Source organism: Sphaerochaeta sp., assembly GCA_022482495.1.
In the GTDB taxonomy this organism is placed as follows: domain Bacteria; phylum Spirochaetota; class Spirochaetia; order Sphaerochaetales; family Sphaerochaetaceae; genus RUG023.
The window spans coordinates 506,444-524,850 of the sequence record JAKVPA010000001.1 but is presented as its reverse complement, the minus strand read 5'-3'; the positions used below and the strand labels follow the sequence as shown (position 1 = coordinate 524,850).

At 55.0% G+C, this 18,407-nt stretch carries 20 protein-coding genes; 17 read left to right on the top strand and 3 right to left on the bottom strand.

All coding sequences use genetic code 11. The annotated features are described in order from the left end of the window. Positions 1-40: 40 nt before the first annotated feature. Positions 41-982: an IS3 family transposase gene (locus tag LKE28_02655; GenBank protein MCH3907163.1), complete on the bottom strand. Its 942-nt coding sequence runs from the start codon at positions 980-982 to the stop codon at positions 41-43. Next, positions 979-1,269: a transposase gene (locus LKE28_02650; protein ID MCH3907162.1), complete on the bottom strand. Its 291-nt coding sequence runs from the start codon at positions 1,267-1,269 to the stop codon at positions 979-981. The genes LKE28_02655 and LKE28_02650 overlap by 4 nt, the downstream gene beginning before the upstream one ends. A gap of 298 nt (positions 1,270-1,567) precedes the next feature. Here LKE28_02650 and LKE28_02645 point away from each other — a divergent pair, with 298 nt between their 5' ends. Both LKE28_02645 and LKE28_02640 read left to right on the top strand, forming a co-directional pair. After that, on the top strand, positions 1,568-2,872 hold the full coding sequence (locus LKE28_02645; GenBank protein ID MCH3907161.1) for an ATP-binding protein: 1,305 nt from the start codon (positions 1,568-1,570) through the stop codon (positions 2,870-2,872). Further along, positions 2,873-3,541: an RloB family protein gene (locus LKE28_02640; protein ID MCH3907160.1), complete on the top strand. Its 669-nt coding sequence runs from the start codon at positions 2,873-2,875 to the stop codon at positions 3,539-3,541. A gap of 383 nt (positions 3,542-3,924) precedes the next feature. Here LKE28_02640 and LKE28_02635 read toward each other — a convergent pair whose 3' ends face one another. After that, entirely contained in the window at positions 3,925-4,104 is a 180-nt protein-coding gene (locus tag LKE28_02635) for a hypothetical protein (GenBank protein MCH3907159.1), read from the bottom strand. A gap of 342 nt (positions 4,105-4,446) precedes the next feature. Between LKE28_02635 and LKE28_02630 the strand changes: the two genes are divergently transcribed. The 15 genes from LKE28_02630 (at position 4,447) to LKE28_02560 (ending at position 18,382) form a co-directional block, all read left to right on the top strand. Next, positions 4,447-4,779 (top strand): hypothetical protein, encoded by a 333-nt coding sequence (locus tag LKE28_02630; GenBank protein ID MCH3907158.1) that lies wholly within the window; start codon positions 4,447-4,449, stop codon positions 4,777-4,779. After that, entirely contained in the window at positions 4,779-5,201 is a 423-nt protein-coding gene (locus tag LKE28_02625) for a hypothetical protein (GenBank protein MCH3907157.1), read from the top strand. Before LKE28_02630 ends, LKE28_02625 begins: the two co-directional genes overlap by 1 nt. Positions 5,202-5,288: 87 nt before the next feature. Further along, positions 5,289-5,645, top strand: a complete 357-nt coding sequence (locus tag LKE28_02620; protein ID MCH3907156.1) for a hypothetical protein — start codon at positions 5,289-5,291, stop codon at positions 5,643-5,645. Next, positions 5,614-5,829 (top strand): hypothetical protein, encoded by a 216-nt coding sequence (locus LKE28_02615; protein ID MCH3907155.1) that lies wholly within the window; start codon positions 5,614-5,616, stop codon positions 5,827-5,829. The genes LKE28_02620 and LKE28_02615 overlap by 32 nt, the downstream gene beginning before the upstream one ends. Positions 5,830-5,834: 5 nt before the next feature. Further along, positions 5,835-7,409, top strand: a complete 1,575-nt coding sequence (locus LKE28_02610; protein MCH3907154.1) for a DNA2/NAM7 family helicase — start codon at positions 5,835-5,837, stop codon at positions 7,407-7,409. 91 nt (positions 7,410-7,500) lie between these two features. Next, on the top strand, positions 7,501-7,791 hold the full coding sequence (locus tag LKE28_02605) for an endonuclease domain-containing protein (GenBank protein MCH3907153.1): 291 nt from the start codon (positions 7,501-7,503) through the stop codon (positions 7,789-7,791). A gap of 57 nt (positions 7,792-7,848) precedes the next feature. Next, on the top strand, positions 7,849-9,363 hold the full coding sequence (locus LKE28_02600) for a response regulator (GenBank protein ID MCH3907152.1): 1,515 nt from the start codon (positions 7,849-7,851) through the stop codon (positions 9,361-9,363). Continuing rightward, positions 9,356-10,339 carry a histidine kinase gene (locus tag LKE28_02595; protein ID MCH3907151.1) on the top strand — a complete coding sequence of 328 codons (984 nt, stop codon included), beginning with the start codon at positions 9,356-9,358 and terminating at the stop codon, positions 10,337-10,339. The genes LKE28_02600 and LKE28_02595 overlap by 8 nt, the downstream gene beginning before the upstream one ends. Then, positions 10,336-11,754: a hypothetical protein gene (locus LKE28_02590; GenBank protein MCH3907150.1), complete on the top strand. Its 1,419-nt coding sequence runs from the start codon at positions 10,336-10,338 to the stop codon at positions 11,752-11,754. The genes LKE28_02595 and LKE28_02590 overlap by 4 nt, the downstream gene beginning before the upstream one ends. A gap of 88 nt (positions 11,755-11,842) precedes the next feature. Next, a complete protein-coding gene (locus LKE28_02585) occupies positions 11,843-13,345 on the top strand; it encodes a sugar ABC transporter ATP-binding protein (GenBank protein ID MCH3907149.1) in 1,503 nt (500 codons plus the stop codon). 4 nt (positions 13,346-13,349) lie between these two features. Next, positions 13,350-14,342: an ABC transporter permease gene (locus LKE28_02580; GenBank protein ID MCH3907148.1), complete on the top strand. Its 993-nt coding sequence runs from the start codon at positions 13,350-13,352 to the stop codon at positions 14,340-14,342. Positions 14,343-14,404: 62 nt separating this feature from the next. After that, complete coding sequence (locus LKE28_02575) at positions 14,405-15,322, top strand: ABC transporter substrate-binding protein (protein MCH3907147.1); 918 nt, start codon at positions 14,405-14,407, stop codon at positions 15,320-15,322. A 503-nt stretch (positions 15,323-15,825) separates the two neighbouring features. Further along, the gene (locus tag LKE28_02570; protein MCH3907146.1) at positions 15,826-16,605 is read left to right on the top strand and encodes a sugar phosphate isomerase/epimerase; all 780 of its coding nucleotides are present in this window, start codon (positions 15,826-15,828) and stop codon (positions 16,603-16,605) included. A 99-nt stretch (positions 16,606-16,704) separates the two neighbouring features. Further along, positions 16,705-17,379, top strand: coding sequence for a hypothetical protein (locus LKE28_02565; protein MCH3907145.1), 675 nt, complete (start codon positions 16,705-16,707; stop codon positions 17,377-17,379). Between the two features lie 55 nt (positions 17,380-17,434). After that, the gene (locus tag LKE28_02560) at positions 17,435-18,382 is read left to right on the top strand and encodes a D-2-hydroxyacid dehydrogenase (GenBank protein MCH3907144.1); all 948 of its coding nucleotides are present in this window, start codon (positions 17,435-17,437) and stop codon (positions 18,380-18,382) included. The last annotated feature ends 25 nt before the right edge of the window (positions 18,383-18,407 follow it).

Genomic DNA, 18,407 nt, shown 5'->3' with positions numbered 1-18,407 from the left:
CCCTTGTCAAGACAGGGTGGCGGGAAAACAAGGAAATCTCCTATGCCACCTCAGTCTTCTTCGGTTCGTCCCCCGCTGACGGGAAACGTCCGTCCGTATACACTTCGTCCGGCGTCCGGTAATCAAGCGACTGATGGGGCCGCTCGAAGTTGAACTTCCTGATGAATATCCCCAATCCCTTCTCCAGTTCCTCCATCGTGCCCCACTCATGAAGGAAGATGCATTCATATTTCAGGGTCCGCCACGTTCGTTCAATAAACACGTCATCGAGGCATCTCCCCACCGAGTCGTTGCTGATCTCGATCCCGTAACTGGAGGCGGCATCAAGGAAATCACCACCCAGATACTGGCTTCCGCAGTCCGTGTTCAGGATCGCCGGTATCCCATGGTTCATGACCGCCTCATGCAGCGCGTCGACGCATAACCCGCTTTCCATCGTGCGCCCGAGGCTCCAGGACAGGATCCTCCGGCTGTACACGTCGATGAACGCCGTCAGATACACCATCCCTCCGGGAAGACGGATGTAGGTGATGTCCGTCTCCCATACCTGGTTGGAGAACCGTATCTTCTTCCCCCTCAACAGATACGGGTGCTTCAGGCATTTCCCTTTCGGCTGGCGGGTGGTGCGGAACACCGGGGAGACCCCATGGATGCCCAGCCGCTGGTAGATGAGACGCACCCGTTTCTCCGTGGCTGAGGGGAAACCGTTCCGCTGCAGGTACCTGCCCAGTTTCCGGTATCCCCAGGCCGGATTCTCCGTCCAGACGCCTAGGATCTTGTCAACCAATGCGAGTTCTTCTTCTTTCCGCCCATCATATTGCCGTTCAGGCATTGCTTTCCTGGCTTCCCGCAGCTTCCTCCACTGGTAATACCTGCTCCGGGAGATTCCCAGGAGACGGCATTGGCCGGATACCGGAAGGCCAAGGCCCCCGCGAAGGTATTCCACTGCGCTTTCATGGTCCACCAGCTCGTAGACGCTCATCCCTGCGGATTCACTTTTTTTTTGAGCAGTTCGATCTCCAGCTGGGCTTTCCCCAGCGCCATCGTCGCCGCATCCAGCGCTTTCTGCTTTTCTTCCAGCTCCTTGCGCGTCTTCCCCAGATCCTTGCTGAAGTCTCCTTCGATGAACGATTTCCGCCACATTGACACCATGCCGGGCGTGATCCCGTTCTCAGAAGCGATTTCCGCTACTGTCTTCTTGCTTTCCAGCGCCTCGATCGCCACCTGCTTCTTGAATGACTCCTGATACGTCTTCCGGTTTTTCCCCATGTCTGCCTCTCCTTTCCAAGGATAGCAGATATTCCTTATTTTTCACCCCCTCTGTCCTGCTTTCAGGTCTTAGCATGGAGGGTGTGATCGGCGTCTGGGCGTACCTTTCGGGGAACAACGAAAAGAAAGAGTGTGGAATAAAAACCTGAGAAAGGCGAACAAAAGGTCTTTGAGAATCGACAAGAAATGAGGAAGTACCAATTTTTAAATAAATGAAGCGTTGGAATGATTGACGTCAAAGAATGTAAATGTTACTCTAATATACGTAAATATTTTACGTATAATAGGAATAAAAATAATGATTTCTTCATTTTCTGTTACAAATTATCGTTCCATCAAGGAAACGCAGACGCTGAGCTTCATCGTCAACAAGAAGATGAAGAATGATGCGGACGAACACCTTTTGATTCATGTGAATGACCATGTGGATCTGTTGAAGCTGGGGGTGTTGTACGGCTACAATGCCTCAGGGAAGACGAATATGATCCTTGCGTTTGACACACTTCGCGATCTCGTGTTGGACGGACCGGAAACGAAAGATGAAGAGACATTGTACGAACCATTCGCGTTGGATGATGCAATGGCTCAGAAACCAAGTACCTTCTCTTTAGTGTTTTACATTGGTGGTATCAACTACCAATATGACATCTCCGTACAGGAAAACACAATTCCCAGTGAACAGCTTTCCTACCGCCCGGAAGGAAGGAAAACATTGGTATTCTCCCGGACTTTTGATGTGGTGGAAAAGGTAGCCAAGCTTACCGTAGGGAAAGTATGTGGCCTTTCTGCGAAAGAAAAAACTATTCTGAGTGGGAACACATTGGGAAATGGGAGTGTGCTGTTTGCGTATCAAAAAACAAACATCCATTCTCCAGTCCTGGAGGGTGTGGTGACCTTTTTCAAGGAGATGTTCCTTCCTTGTATCGAGCCGGATACTTCGTTGCTGAATTGGAGCATCAACACACTTGCCAAGGACGCGTCGAAAAAAGATTTTTATGTTCAATTGCTCAAGAAAGCCGATTTCCAAGTATCTGATCTTCAGATCAAAGAAGCGCAGCATAATGTGTCGGATCAGATGCTCTCAATGTTTGAAGCCCAAGGTGCTCCCAAAGAGGTACTTGAGCAATTGAAGAAAGAAAAGAAGATCAAGACGAAGGAACTGTTCCTGCAGCATGCATTGGAAAATGGAACGACGAAACCCTTTCCCATTGAGCTCGAATCCGCTGGAACCCGTCGATATTTTGGCTTGAGTGGGGTGCTCAATCTCTTGGTCAATACACATTCATTTGTTGCGATCGATGAGTTGGAAACTTCGTTGCATCCCGAGCTTATCTCATTCTTCCTTCGAGTTTTCCTGTTGAACGCTGCACAATCACAACTTCTGGTAGCTACGCATGAACAGTCGTTGATGGACAAAGACTACATGCGAAACGACATGGTGTGGTTTTGTGAGAAAGAAGATGATGGCGCTTCAGTGTATTATCCGGCAGAGGATTTCAACCTGCACAAGCATGTCAGTCTGATGAACTTCTATCAAAGTGGAAAATTGGGTGCGGTACCTCACTTGGGGAGTCCGTTCCTTCAGAACAAAAAGGAACAGTAAATGAGGCAACGGAGAAAACTGAAAAAAGCGATCGCCATTGTTGGTGAAGGACCTACAGAGTGGTTTTATTTTGAATATATTCGGAAAGATAGGCGTTATACCTTTACGCTCAAGCCAGAACTACCAGGCCATTCAGATTTCTCCGCATTGTTTCGGAAAGCCAAGGACTTGGTGAATCAATCCTATGACCTTGTCTTCTGTGTTCTGGATTTGGATACCATTGCTCAAAATACGCAACGTTTACAGACATTCAAAAATGAGTGTAAGCGGCTTCCAAAACGCATTATTCCCATTACCAGCTATCCATGCATTGAATTTTGGTTCCTTCTCCATTTCCATGCTTATCCCAAAACACGTGTGTTTCAGACATGCGATGAAGTCCTTCGGGAACTTCATCGCTTTATCCCTGACTATATGAAGAACCAAAAATTCCTTGAATCATTGACTTGTTTCAAAGCGATGGAGAAGGATGGCCAATATGATCGCGCACTCTCCAATGGAACAAACATTCTTCACCAAGTCGAAATGGATACCAAACCCTTTCAACGTTCCTTTTCTGAAGTAGGCGAAATGCTCCAGTATGTGGAGCAGTGCAAACTCTGTGACTTCCGGAAAGATTGTCTTTCGTGTGAGAATAAACTAAAAACGCTGTATCCCTCGAAATCCTGAAAACATTGCTTATTGGAAGGTAAGGTTCGCTTCCTTCTTGCTGTTTAGGGAACTTTCTTGGTAAAAGTCACTTGATAAGTTCCCTACAAGGAGAGTTTCGTGACTGATGTTCCCCAATTGCTTCGTCAACGAGCCGAGCTTGAAGCCAGGTCGCGGTTGATCTCCTATGAGGGCAGTATTGAGGTAAAAGAGATAGGGGGAGCAAATATCTCTATGTACGAAAACGCCTGGCTGGAAAACTGAAATCCCAGTATGTCGACAGATATTCCGAAGAACTCCATGCCCTCCTTCTTCGCCAAGCCGCTGAAGCGAGAAGCCTGAGAAAAAGCCTTAGGGCCATCGAACGACAACTTGCGTAAGAGGGGTATCAGGAAGGTACCCTTTCAGAACGTGTGGCCAGAAATCTGGATTTCGCCAGAGCGAATGTGAAAACGTTGATCTATGACCAGGCGGTCCTGGAAGGCGTCGCCACGACATTTCCCCAGACCGAGACGATTCTTGAGAATGGGAAGGTCAGCGGGGTCACCCCAACGGATGTCCAGAAGATCATCAATCTGAAACATGCATGGGATGTATCTTGGACAAGGACGTCATTGCCGCTAAAAGCGATTACGCTATTCTCTGTACCATTGCCCGGTTGGTCAATGAAGGATTCTACGAACATGGGGGAAGCATCCGAAGCGTTCCTGTCACCATTGGGGGAACCACATACATTCCCCCATGCCGATGGAGCCGTATGTGAAGGATCATCTCGCTATGGTCGTTGCATCAGGTCAATCTCCCTTCGATATCGCCATTAATCTGTGCCTGTATTACATGAAAACGCAAATATATGGTGATGGGAACAAGCGTGCCGCCGTACTCTTCGCCAATCATTTTCTCATCGGAAAGGGGGAGGGCCTACTGTGATTCCTGAGGAAAACGTCAACGCATTCAAGAACTTGCTGGTTTCGTATGACGAAGGGAAAGGAAGATGCGTTCAAAACCTTTCTGAAGGAAACGAGCTGTCAAAGGTTCTGATGGAGGGAACTTTTCCTGTATATGACGTATTGGTTTTTGTGAATGGTTGGGGCGTGGTGTTTCTGCGAGATTTTCAGATGTCTATTGTCTGCGGATCGATGTTGTTGCTTTTCCATGAAAGATATGCATTTGTGCTATACTCCTGTGGGGAGTCGGGATGGAACGGGAGCCTACCTTACAGTTTGATCACCTTTGCACGTATTACCTGGAATGTTTGATGCAGGATAATGGGACTGGTATCGCCCTTGATCTGATCCATGACAAATCTCATTATGTTGAACTTTCCACCTTTGGCCTTGATGGTGGTGATCCCGCTGTGGCGGACCTGGTGCGGCAAGGCGCTGCAAGCCGGACTAACACCACGGCGTACGTAGGCTATCCTGTCTTGCTTGCAAAACGTGCTGCATCTTCCGCTTCCCCTCGGATGACGCTCATCCCCATCTTTCTGTTTTCGGTAGACATCTCCCAAGGACGATGCGAACTGGCAACCCAGCCTGTGATCAACCTGGAAGCGGTCAAACCGTTCACTGACCTGAGGAGTGAAGCTCCGGTGTATGACGTCCTTCGCTTGGATGAAGAACTTGGACTGAACGCGACGCAAGCGGCGGTTGATGTGGCGGCATTGGTTCGGAAGTTGTAAAGCATTCGGGCCTGGGGATGGAAAGAGACGCTTGATCCTTTCCAACTGCAGCATGAAGCACCCATCTCTTCCCTTTCCGAAGAAGGCGTGTACAACCGCGCGCTGTTTTGTGTATTGGAACGCTCCCCCTATACGTTGGGGCTGGAAGGGGAATTGGCAAAGCTTTCCCAGACTCCTTTCTCTGAATTGCAGAAAACGGCATTGGGACCGTTGTTTGAGCATGTTTCCGTACCAGTTGGCTTAGAGCCAATGGAAACGCTTGAAGTCCTGCCCCTTAACGAAGAACAACGGGATGCCATACAGCATGGGTTGTGCGATCCCCTTACCATCATTACGGGACCACCAGGAACAGGTAAACCCCAGGTTGTCACACAGTTGTTGGTCAACTGCGGTTTTCCAAGAGGAAAAGGTGTTGTTCTCCAGCAGGAACAACAAAGCGGTTGATGTGGTGGAGAACCGGATCAACGCCCTCGGTCCCCGACCCATCATGCTTCGGATGGGAGGCGCGTTCAACGCTTCCCACATCATTCCGTTGGTCGAACAGGTACTTTCCCGGCTGGTCACGAAGCGGAGCGTATTGAAGCCGAGCGGTATGAACAGGAATACCGGCAAGAGCTTGCCAAACTGAAAGCCTTGGAAGCGGAACGCAGCCATGTGGTGGACCTGCGGAACAAGGTGGATGCCTTTGGACAGAACCTGTGCGATTCACGGGAGAAATGGGCATCCGTGTTCGACCGGTACGACAGGAAACAATGGTCCCGCTGGTCAGCGGAATATGGAGCCTGCAAGCAAGCAAGAGCGGATGCCCTGCGATGGGTGAAGACGATCCGCGGCCGGTTGTTCCCTGGACGGTTCGTCCAACCCTTGCAACAAAAGTACCAACGTCTGCGAACGGAACTCAACGATCATTTCTGTTCTTGGAATCTGAAGGATTTCATCCCGTTGCCTGAGAACTGGAGGGATGAAGCGGCGTTTTTTGCGGCAACCAACACGTGGGGTGCTTGGTTGGACCTTCTGGAAAAGGTTGGGGATTATCAAGCATCGCTTTCCACGTTGGAAAAAGCGCGTACGATCGAAGGGTTGGAAGCTGCGTGGGACAAACAGGCTTCCGTAGTTCGGTGGGCCGCCTCCCGCTTTTGGGCGCAATGGGTGCTTGTGCAACCCAATACGTTGACAGAGGAACAACGGATGCAGATGGTTGAGGTCCTCACGTTGCTTCGGATCGCAGCAAATACAAATGGTCCCGTGGCACCTTCGCTTTCCCAGAAGATTTCACACCTCCAACGTAATCTCACCCTGTTTTTACCGTGTTGGTCAGTCACCTCCCTTTCGGCGAAGGGGAGGATTCCCCTGGTGCCGGGATTCTTTGACCTGGTGGTGATCGATGAGGCAAGCCAATGCGATATCGCTTCAGCGCTTCCCCTGTTGTACCGGGCCAAGCGTGCGGTCATCATCGGAGGCCCCAAACAACTGGAATATATCACAACGATTCCCGGACAACTGGACTATTCCCTGTTGGAACGGTACGGTATCCCTTCCGAATGGTCCTATACGTCCAATTCCTTGTATGGCCTTGCCGCTGCATCGGTCACTCCTGAGCAGATCATCGGGTTGAAAGAACACCATCGAAGTACTTCTTCCATCATCGAGTTCTCCAACCAGGAATTTTATGACGGTCAACTTCGGATCGCAACGGTGGATGCTTCCCTCAATCCTCCCCGCAACACCCGGCCTGGCATCTATTGGAAAAACATCAAAGGATTGACGGTCCGTCCTTCGGCTCAGGGTGGTTTGGTCAATCGGCCGGAAGCCAACGCCGTGGTCACTTCCTTGAGAAAATTGATCGCGTCCGGATATCAGGGATCATTAGGAGTGGTGACCCCATTCCGTGCCCAAGCGGATGTGATCAATGCCTTGGTGGCAAATGACGAAACGCTCCACGGGCATCTGGACAGCAACAATGCATGCACCATCAACACGTTCCACGCGTTCCAAGGGGATGAACGTGATATGATCCTGTTCTCTCCGGTAGTCGCTCCCGGCGTCACGGAAAGCGCCCTGACGTTTTTACAGAAGACGGGGAATCTGTTCAATGTCGCCGTGACCCGGGCGCGGGCGGTATTGCTTGTCATTGGCGATCTCGCTTTTTTGTGGGAACTGTGGCGTCCCTTATCTGGAACATTATGTCACCTATGCGCAGTCCCTTGAACGAGAACAACCTTTTGAACACTCATATCCCGCATCCCGTAAATATTCCCAGGTGAACAATCCCGATCAGGTTTCTCCTTGGGGAAAAGTGTTGTATCAAGCGCTGTACGATGGGAGGATCCTCCCTGCAGTGCAGTATCCGGTGGAGCAATACCGGCTTGATTTTGCCATTCTGGTAGGAGACCGCAAGCTGGACATTGAAGTGGATGGTCTGATGTGCCACCGTGTCTGGGGTGGCCGGTACTGCCTGAGCGACCAGATCCGCAACCGTCGGTTGCGGGACTTGGGATGGGATGTCCTCCGGTTCTGGGTGTATCAGGTTCGGGACCAAACCTCTTGGTGCGTGGAGCAGGTGAAAGCCTGGAAAGAGGCGATCCACTGATTTTTCCCTTCCTATCCTCCAATTCTGCGGTATACTTTTCCCGATGAAGGAGGCGGCATGGACACGGCGATCGGGGTGGTCATTCTGGACGATGAGGTGCACATCATCCGGCTTCTCAGGGCGTTGATCCCCTGGGAGACGTATGGTTTGGTGTTCCTCGGCAGTGCCCAGAACGGCATTGAGGGCAAGCGTCTGGTGGAGGAGACCCATCCGGATATCGTGTTCACCGACATCAAGATGCCAGGCTTGAGCGGCCTTGAGTTGATCGCCTCCCTTTCTTCTTCCGTTCCGGACACCTCGTTCGTCATCGTCAGCGGGTACGGTCAGTTTGACTACGCCAAGCAGGCCATCACCTACGGCGTGGAGGATTACCTCCTCAAGCCGATCGACCAGAAGGAACTGTCCGCCGTCATTGCAAAACTGGTGGGAAAGATCCACTCCCGCCACCAAACGGAGAAAGCCATCAACGCATCAAAGAACGACCAAAGCTTGTTGGACGGCATCCAGCACGGCGCGCCGTATCCCATCTCTTCCGGGGCGCGTCTTTTCCTGGTCGCCCTGCAGACGGACAGCGAAGAGCCGATCCTTTCTCCGGATCTCTCCCATGCCGTCACGGAGAAACTCCGCCTGATCCTGCAACGCTACCCGGAAGTACAGGGCATCGTCCATGTGGGGGACCTGGACCTGTTCTCCCTGGTGTTGGAAGAAGGGACAAGCGTTTCCATCACCGGATTGCTCGATGCCATCGCGGTGGATGTCCTGCAGATCCGTCAGTTGTTCCCTTCGTTGTCCTTCACCCTCTGCGTTACGGAAAGCAAAGGAAACCTTGCTTCGGACCACTCGTTGCTTGCCTCCAGCCTGCCGCTTCGGCGTGACGGGCAAGGCAATATCTTATCCGCCCGGCAAACCGATCCGGGAAACCCGGTGAAGGAACTCTCCTCCTGGGAAGGGGAGTGTGACCGGGCGATGGATTCCTTGGATTCAGCGTCGTTCCGCCCCGCCGTGGAGGCTGTGGCGTCCCGGGCTGCGGAGCTCAATCCCGTCGCCGGGGAAGCCCTGCTTCGCTATGCAGGCAAGCGCCTTGCCGTCAAAGCGGAGGAACGCACCGGTTCCGGATTCGACTGGTACGAGGATGTCTTCTCCCAAGGGATCCGCCTGTCCCATACCACTGCCGTGATGAAGATACGGTTTGTTTCTACGATTCTTGCGTTCATCGACACGTTGAACGCCGCACGCACCCAAGCGGTGATCCGCCCGGTGCGGCAAGCCTTGGAATACATGCAGGCGCACTACCGGGACAGTGACATGTCACTGGATACCGTTGCCTCGGTGGTAGGTCTCTCCGCGCCGTACTTCAGCGGACTCTTCAAGAAAGAACGGGATGGTCAGGGATTTCAGGACGCATTGGTGCAGATTCGGATCGACCAGGCCAAAGAACTCCTTCGGACGACCCACCAATCCATCGGGACCATCGCCAACGAAGTGGGATACTCCGACGTGAAGTACTTCACCAAATTGTTCCGCAAGACGACCGGCGTCAAACCGAACGAATACCGGAGCTTGTATGGCTAGAAAACGCCTGCCGCTGTTCCTCTGGGCGTTTTTGCTGCTCTCTGTCTCGCTGGTGATGGTGCTCACCGCCGCTTTCCTGTTTCTTTCGTTTGGCAAGTATCTGCTGTTCTGGGTATTCCTGGCCATTGGAATGGCGCTGGGGGTGCTGGACGGACTCCTGGCCCGGGAATCGGCGTTGATGGAACGGTACATCGCCCTGTACCATACCGGCTCGGGCATCGAACCGCTTCGGTTTCTTCCCCGTCCGGTCTCCCCTGCGGTGGACGCTCTGGTGGATGATGTGATGCACAGCAATCCCACCGACCGTCTGTGGGAGGAGAACCGCAGGCAGGCACAGTACCTGGCCCTGCAGAACCAGATCAACCCACATTTCTTGTACAATACGCTGGAGGCCATCCGAAGCGAAGCGTTGATCGGAGGACTGCCAAACGTGGCAGAGATGAGCGAGACGCTTGCCCGGTTCTTCCGGTACACCATCAGCAACACCTCCGATCTGGTGATGCTGGAGGATGAGCTGAAGAACGTCCGGGACTACTTCTCCATCCAGAAGTTCCGTTTCGGGGAGCGTGTAAACCTGGATATCCGCATTCCCCCTGACAGCCCTGTGTGCAGCTACCACCTTCCCAAGTTGATCCTCCAGCCCATCGTGGAGAACGCCATCATCCACGGGCTTGAGGAAAAGGTGGAAGGGGGGACCATCACCATCAGCGCAGAGCATACCAGCAACGTGCTTTCCATTTTCATCACCGACGATGGGGTGGGGATGGATACCGATGAACTGGTGCAGCTGAACCGCAAACTCAATGACCACTCGCCACAACCGAAGAACGAAGAGAAGAAGGGTGGCATCGCCACCCGGAATGTCAACGATCGTCTGCAGCTGCTCTTTGGTCCGCAGTACGGTCTGTCTTTCTCCAGCGTCCGGAACATCGGGACCAAGGTGGAGATCCGGCTGCCCATGGAGGGCGTGGTATGAACGCCGTCCGGGAAGTGGCCGCCCTGAGGCACGTGACCCTCAGTGAGCATGGGGAAGCCAGTCTGGAAGAGCTTTCCTTCTCCATTGCCGAGGGGGAGATCGTCGGACTGTTGCCACTGGATGGCCAGGGCGTGGAGACGTTGTTCTCGCTCCTCCAGCACAACCGGGTGCTGGACCGGGGATGGATGTACGTGGATGAGAAGGAAGTGTGCAGCTACCTGGGCGTCCGCCAGGCGACGAACAAAGTCTCCATCATCGAGGCGCGTTCCCATCTGGTACCGGCGCTGGATGTCGCCGACAACCTGTTCTCCCTGAAACCGAACAGTCCGTACGTCATTCCCAAGAAGTTGTTGCAAAGCCAGATCCATTCGCTGTTCGCCCCGTACGGCATCACCCTGACGGGAGGAGAGCATCCTGCATCCCTAAGTCCGTTGGAACGGTGTGCCGTGGAACTGGTCAAGGCGAAGACCAGCGGCTCGACGCTGGTGATCCTCCGTGAGCTTTCCACGTTCCTTCCCCCCAATGACCTGGCGTTCCTGAAGGAGATGATCCGGAAGATGGCCTGGGAAGGCCTGTCGTTCCTGTACTACGGGAACCACCACCGGGAACTGTTCTCCATCTGTGACAAGACGCTGGTGATGCGAAGCGGCACCATCCCGCTGTCCCTGTCCAAGGAGGAGTATTCCGACCGGACGATGGATGTCGTCTCACGGGATTTTCTCCGTTCTTTGACGGCGTTGGCTGCATCCGACGACAAGACGGAAGCCCAGGTCATCGGGACGTTGGACGGGCCGTTGTTCTCCCTGCCGCTCTTCTCCGGCAGGTGCCTGGTCCTGTTGGATCTGGAGCAGGGGACGATCCCCCGCTTCGCAGAGGCGCTCAGCCAGGGCGGGACGGAGGAGTACCACATCACGCTTGCCTCCGGCCAGTGGGAGTTCATCCCGTCCGACCCCATCGGGAAGGTGGTGTTCCCCAGCATGAGCTACCTGGACAACCTTGCCATCCGCGCAGGAGACAAGGTCAAAGGGTTCTACCGGATCCATCGCTACCAGGAAAACCTCGCCGCCGAGTTCCGCCCCCGGGTGGGGGATGTGGTGGATGCCAAGGACCTCTCCGGTCTGAGCCAGGAAGAGCTGTACGATCTGATCTACTGGCGGGTTGATCTGGATAATCCCAAGGTCCTCTGTGTCACCCAGCCGTTTGCCGGACTTGCCATGTACCAACGGATCCGCCTGATCCGTCACCTCTCCCGCCTGCTGGACAAAGGCATCGCCATCGTGATCCTCGCCCTGTCCCTGTCGGACAGTCTCCGGGTCGCCTCCCGTCTGGTGCTTCTGGACGGTGGCGTGGTCAAACGGCAGTTCATCCCGTCTGAGTTTGAGGAAGCGGCGGCGTACGGACTGGTCACCCGTTGACCGGAAAAGATTCCCCCTTTCCGTAAAAGGTTCCAACTGGTCGGTTTTCCGAAACAGGGTGAGACTATCGTTGGAAGGAGGGAGAGGAATGGAAGAGACCATCGTGGAGATGCAGCACATCTCCAAGGCGTTCCCCGGCGTGCAAGCGCTGGATGATGTCAGTTTTTCCCTGCGCAAAGGGGAATGCATGGCGCTCCTCGGGGAAAACGGAGCCGGCAAGTCCACGTTGGTGAAGATCCTCTCCGGTGTCTATACCCGCGACAGCGGAACCATCAGGATTTTCGGGAAGGAAGTGGGGGAGATCACGCCGAACATCGCCAAGAAGCTTGGCGTGGCCATCATCCACCAGGAACTGAACATGTGCCAGCACCTGACGGTGGCGGAGAACATCTTCCTCGGTCGGGAGATCTGCAGAAAAGGCGGCATCCTGGACCAGGCGGAGATGGTCCGCCAGTCCCAGAAGATTCTGGACGAGCTTTCCATCGACCTGGATCCCAACGCCCTGGTGGGCGAACTTGCCGTATCCAAACAGCAGATGGTGGAGATCGCCAAGGCGCTGTCCATCAACGCGAAGATTCTGATCATGGACGAGCCAACCTCTTCACTGACCAGCAAGGAGATCACCGAGCTGTTTCGGATCATCACCAAGCTGAAGAAGGAAGGGCACGGCATCATCTACATCTCCCACCGTCTGGAGGAGTTGCAGCACATCGTCGACCGGGTGACCATCATGCGGGACGGCAAGTTCATCACGCAGGGGAACTTCAAGGATCTCTCCATGGACCAGATCGTCGCATACATGGTGGGGAGGGAGATCAAGGAGAAATTCCCACGGGTCGAGGAACCGGTAGGAAAAACAATCTTCCAGGTGAACCACCTGAATGCAGGAAAAATGGTCCATGATGTCTCCTTCTCCGTCCGGGAAGGGGAGATTCTGGGCATCGCCGGCCTGATGGGCGCCGGGCGCACCGAAACGACCCGCGCCATCTTCGGCGCCGATCCCAAAGAATCCGGAGAGATTCTGTTGGACGGAAAGCCGATCACCATCACCCGCCCGATGGACGCCATCCGCCAAGGGGTGGTGCTGGCTCCGGAAGACCGGAAGAAGGATGGCCTCTGCGTCAAGCTTCCCGTCCGGGAGAACATCTCCCTTCCCAACCTGGACCAGCTCTGCCACTACGGAGTGGTGGATCGGAAGGCGGAGAAACGGATGGTGGACAAGGCGGTGGAAGGACTGAGCATCAAGCTTCCCAGCGGGGAAGTGTCCGCAGCCTCGCTTTCTGGGGGAAACCAGCAGAAGGTGGTGGTGGCCAAGTGGCTGTCCCGCAACAGCCGCGTGGTGATCTTCGACGAGCCGACACGGGGCATTGATGTCGCAGCCAAGGTGGAGATCTACCAGTTGATGAACGAACTGAAACAGAAAGGCATCGGTGTGGTGTTCGTCTCCTCGGAGATGCCGGAAATCCTGGGGATGTCGGACCGCATCATCGTCATGTGCGAGGGATATGTGACCGGCGAGATGATGCGGGACGAGGCGACGCAGGAGAAAATCCTGACGCTGGCGACCACATTTCAGAAAAAGGTAGGCTGAGGATATGGAGAACAAGAAGAAAGTGACGGCGAATCGTGGCATGGGACAGGTGCTTACCGTCACCGTCGGTCTGATATTGTTGTGCGTGGTGTTTGGAATCCTGAACCCGACGTTCTTTTCCGGCAGAAACATCAACAACCTCCTCAGGCAGATTGCGCCGATCCTGTTGATCGGCATCGGACAGAGCTACGTGTTGATTACCGGGAACATCGACCTTTCCATCGGTTCGGTGGTCGGCATGTCGACGATGATCAGCGCGACGCTGATGACCAAAGGGTTGAACCCGTGGGTGTCGGTGGTGCTGACGTTCATCGCCTGCATTGGCATCGGCGCGATCAACGGCTTTCTGGTGGCGGGATGCAAACTGCCGCCGTTCATCGGGACGCTCGGTACGATGACCATCGCCCGCGGTATCGCCCAGATCGCCAACAACAACTACAACACGGACAGCATCGGGCATGCCGCCGAAGGGTTCCGGAACTTCTTTTACTACGGCAAGTTCCTGGGTATCTACTCCACCGTCTGGATCGCCATCGTGCTGTGGGTGATCTTCGACTTCATCCTCTCCCGAACCCGTACCGGACGGCACATCTACGCCGTCGGCTCCAATCCGGAGGCGGCCAAGCTCTCCGGGGTGAGCATTCTGTCCACCACGATGAAGGTCTATTTGATCGCTTCGATCTGTTCCTGCGTCGTCGGCCTTACCCAGTGCGCGTCGGCAGGCATGGGAGCGATGGATGCCGGCAACAGCTACGAGCTGTACGCCGTCGCGGCGTCGGTCATCGGTGGCGTCTCCACGCTGGGCGGACAGGGGATTTTGCTGGGCACTGTGGTAGGTGCCGCCATTTGGGGCGTGTTGCAGAACGGTCTGCAGTTCGCCGGTGCTCCGGTCGCCATCCGGAACATTGTCATCGGCATCATCGTCGTGGTGTCCGTTCTGCTGGACGTGGTGGTCCGCAGCGGCAAGACGGTGAAGCTTGGCAGGAAGAAAGCTTGAGATGCAATTCCCCGCACGGGGATGCATGATATGAAGGTGTTTCATAGGAAGGAGGTACGACTATGAAGAAAGGTATCGCGATGCTGTTGATCGTCGCGCTGGTTCTTGCGTCCGTCTTTGCCCAAGGGCAGAAGGAGACGGCAGGAAAGGCCTGGAAGATCCAGTTGATCACCATGGACCAGATGGACCAGCATTGGGCCAATGTGGACAAGGGGGCCCAGAAAGCCGCCGCGGAACTGGGGAACGTCGAGTACAAGTGGAACGCGCCGGCCACCAAGGATGACGCGCAGCAGATCGAATGCATCAACAACGCCGTCGCCCAGGGAGCCAACGCCATTCTGCTGGCCGCCAACGGTCCGGATGCCGTTACCGCGGCTTTGAAGGAAGCCACCGCTGCCGGCGTGAAGATCATTTACGTCGACTCCGCGGCGAACTATCCTGGCGAAGCGACCTTCGCGACGGACAACAAGGCCGCCGGAAAGACCGCAGGCGAGCAGATGCTGAAGAAGTTCCAGGAAATGGGCGTGAAGAGCGGAAAAATCGGAGTGATCAGCGTCAACGCCGCCACGGCGTCCACCGTCGCCCGTGAAGCGGGATTCCGCGCCGCGTTCGAAGGCCAGGGATTCGATATCCTGGAGACCCAGTACTGTGACGGTGATGCAGCCCGCAGCAAGGATGCCGCGGCGAACTTCATCACCCAGGGTGTCGTCGGTCTGTTCGGAGCCAACGAAGGTTCCACCGTCGGGATCGGCAACGCCATCCACGAGAGTGGCAGCAAGGTCGTCGGCGTCGGATTCGACAAGTCCGATATGATCAAGCAGTTGATCAAAGAAGGATACCTGCTCTGCACCATGGCACAGAACCCGGATGTGATGGGCTATGAAGGCCTCAAGGCCGCCGTGGACGTCCTCTCCGGCAAGAGCCTGGGTGGAAAAGTGGTTGACACCGGTGTTTCCGTCCTGACCAAGGACAATATCTGATTTCCAAAGGTTTGCTCCAGCTGGGCCGCGTTCCGCCGTTGGTGGACGCGGCCCTTTCTTGTCTGCCAGATGGTAGTTGTCTTTTTCCGTTTCGGCGCCCGCTTGGGCGTACTGGGGTCCAGATCCTGCAGCTTCCAGCCAACGGCATCTTCTTTTGCGACCAACAGCGGATCCTGTTCCCGCCGCACTGTCAGGGGCACCCCTCGTAGATGCCGATGGCCACCGACGGGCTTCCCGTTTTTCCGCCCACAGGGTGGAGCGGCTGATTCCGGCCCGTTCTGAGACCAAGGCAGCCGGGGGCCTTCGTCGGATGCGCTCCAGGTGGATATTCTCCCCCAGCTGGGTGGGGATGTGCCAGGAGACCGGCATGACGACAATCTGTTTTCTTCCCATACGGTCCATACCTATGCACACATACCTGAACATTGTGAAATGATTGGGGCCGTAAAAAGAACGAAAAGAAACCATGTTTCCTTTTCCTTGGATGTGCTACCATGTCGAAGATGATGGGAGGGGGTATGCACTTCGGCTTCTGTGGAAATGTGGAGGATTGGGATGCCGCCCAGGCGGCGGGATTCGATTATCTGGAGTTGCCACTCAGCGTGCTTGTCACGTTGCCGGAAGCAGCGTGGGAAGCGGTCAAACAGCAGGGGTTTTCCCATCATCTTCCCGTGTACAGTTGCAACCTCTTCTATCCCAAGACGATGAACCTGTATACCGTCTCTGAGACGGACCATGAAGCATACCTCCGCCAGGCGTTCGGCAGGATGGAACAATTGGGTGCCCGGATGGCCGTCTTTGGTTCTGGTGGCAGCAGAAGGTTCCCCCTTTTGATGAAGGAGAACGACGCCCGTTCCCTGTTGGCGAACAGGATGCAAACCGCTTCGGAGATCGCCGGAGATTATCATGTGCAGATCGCCATCGAACCCCTGTTCCATGGGGAGACCAATGCCGTCACGACAGTCAAGGATGCGGTCCAATTCGCTACGATGGTGGATCGTCCCAACTTCGGCATCGCGCCGGACATCTACCACATGATGTGCGAACAAGAGCCATGGGAGGATCTGGATGGCGCCGGCACCCTGGTCACCCATGCCCATATCGCCACCCGGGGGGAGCGCAGGTTCCCCACCACGATGGACCAGGACATCAACGCGTTTCTCTCCCATCTTGAGAGAATCGGATTCCGGGGTGCCATCAGCATCGACGCGAAGACGGATGCTCTCTTGCAGGATGGCAAAGCGGCGCTCTCTGTACTTCGTGGTTTTTCGTTCTCCCATTGAATCCATACGGAGGATCTGATGGACTGTCCCTGTCTGCATGGCGGTATCTGCAGGGAAGAGGAAACCCCCTGTCTCCATTAAAATTCAGAAACGGGAACGATGAACCTGTTTCCGGACGTGTTCTTCCTGCCATCGGTGGAAAAGCGGTATGGAGAGGGGCGGTTCTGGGACCGCAGGGTGATGATCCTCGGTGGCAGCACCCACTGCAAAAGAGCGATGCTGGAAAGCTGGGGTGACCGCTATCAGGATTGCATCCATACTGGGCACTGCCTTCAGATCCGTCGTCCGGGGTGTTGCGGGTACATCCACTCCAATAGGGACGGCTTCGTTCATTCCGTGCCGCGGTACGTTGTCCAGCTGGTGGCCGGCATCGGCAAAGAACAGGACATCTCTTCTGAGACACAGGACGATGTCTGGGACTCCATCATCTCCACCAACTACCTGCAGGAAGCGCTGTCGGACGGACAGGTCCGTGGAACGGCGGCACAGCACCACCGCTCTGAGGCGGCTTTCTTTGAGGAACTGGAAGCATTCCGGCCGGAACTGGTCATCTGTTTCGGGGTGAGCGACCTGTGGTACAAGATGCCGAATGTTCATTTCGAACCACAGGAAGCCTTCTCGTACCAAGGAATCACCATCCAGAACGGCATCTCTGCGATTGCATCATCAGAAGTACGTGCCCTTCCCCTCTGGATGCCCCATCCTTCGGCGAGGGAAGCGGTGGATCCTGTCTTCTGGCATGGGATGATCATGGAATTCTGCACCACCCATTGAACTCCTTCTTGCGTTTTCCTTGATCCCGTTTTACCGTAACAGACAGGAGAACGCCATGAAGATCGTCATTCTGGATGGATATACGGAGAATCCCGGGGACCTTTCCTGGGAGCAACTGGGAAAATTGGGAGAGCTCACCGTGTATGACCGGACTCCGGTGGAGTTGGTCGCACAGCGGATCAAGGGGTATGAACTGGTGCTTACCAACAAGACGCTTCTTTCCCGGGACGTGATCCTCGGCTCTTCCTCACTCCGGTACATCGGAGTCCTAGCCACCGGATACAACGTGGTTGACCTTGCCGCGGCACGGGAGAAAGGGGTCGTGGTAACCAATATTCCTTCCTACGGCTCGGCGGCGGTGGGGCAGTTCGCCATTGCGCTGTTGCTGGAGATCTGCCACCACATCGGACACCATGACCAGGCGGTTCACCAAGGAAAGTGGTCGCAAAGTACGGATTTCTGCTTCTGGGATTATCCGTCCATCGAACTGGAAGGGAAGACGATGGGCATCGTCGGCTACGGAAGAATTGGAAGAAAGACGGCGGCCGTCGCCCAGGCGCTGGGCATGGATGTGGTGGCGTACAACCCCTCTGCCGTGGAGGGACCGGTGCGGTTCGTCTCCCTTCCCGAGTTGTACCGGGTCAGTGATGTCATCGCGCTGCACTGTCCGCTGACGGAAAAGAACGCAAGGATGATCAACCGGGAGAGCATCGCCCGGATGAAGGATGGCGTGATTTTGATCAACAACAGTCGGGGAGGGCTGGTCGACGAACAGGATCTTGCCGACGCACTGAACAGCGGCAAGGTGTACGCCGCCGGGGTGGATGTCGTCTCCTCCGAACCGATTTCTCCGGACAACCCGCTCCTCAAGGCGAAGAACTGCATCATCACGCCGCACATCAGCTGGGCTCCCAAGGAAACCCGCCAGCGGCTGATGGACATCGCCGTGGACAACGTCCGCGCGTTTCTTCAGGGGAAGCCGGTCAATAGGGTGGATGAATAATTGATTCTTTTGCGCTCTTTTTGAC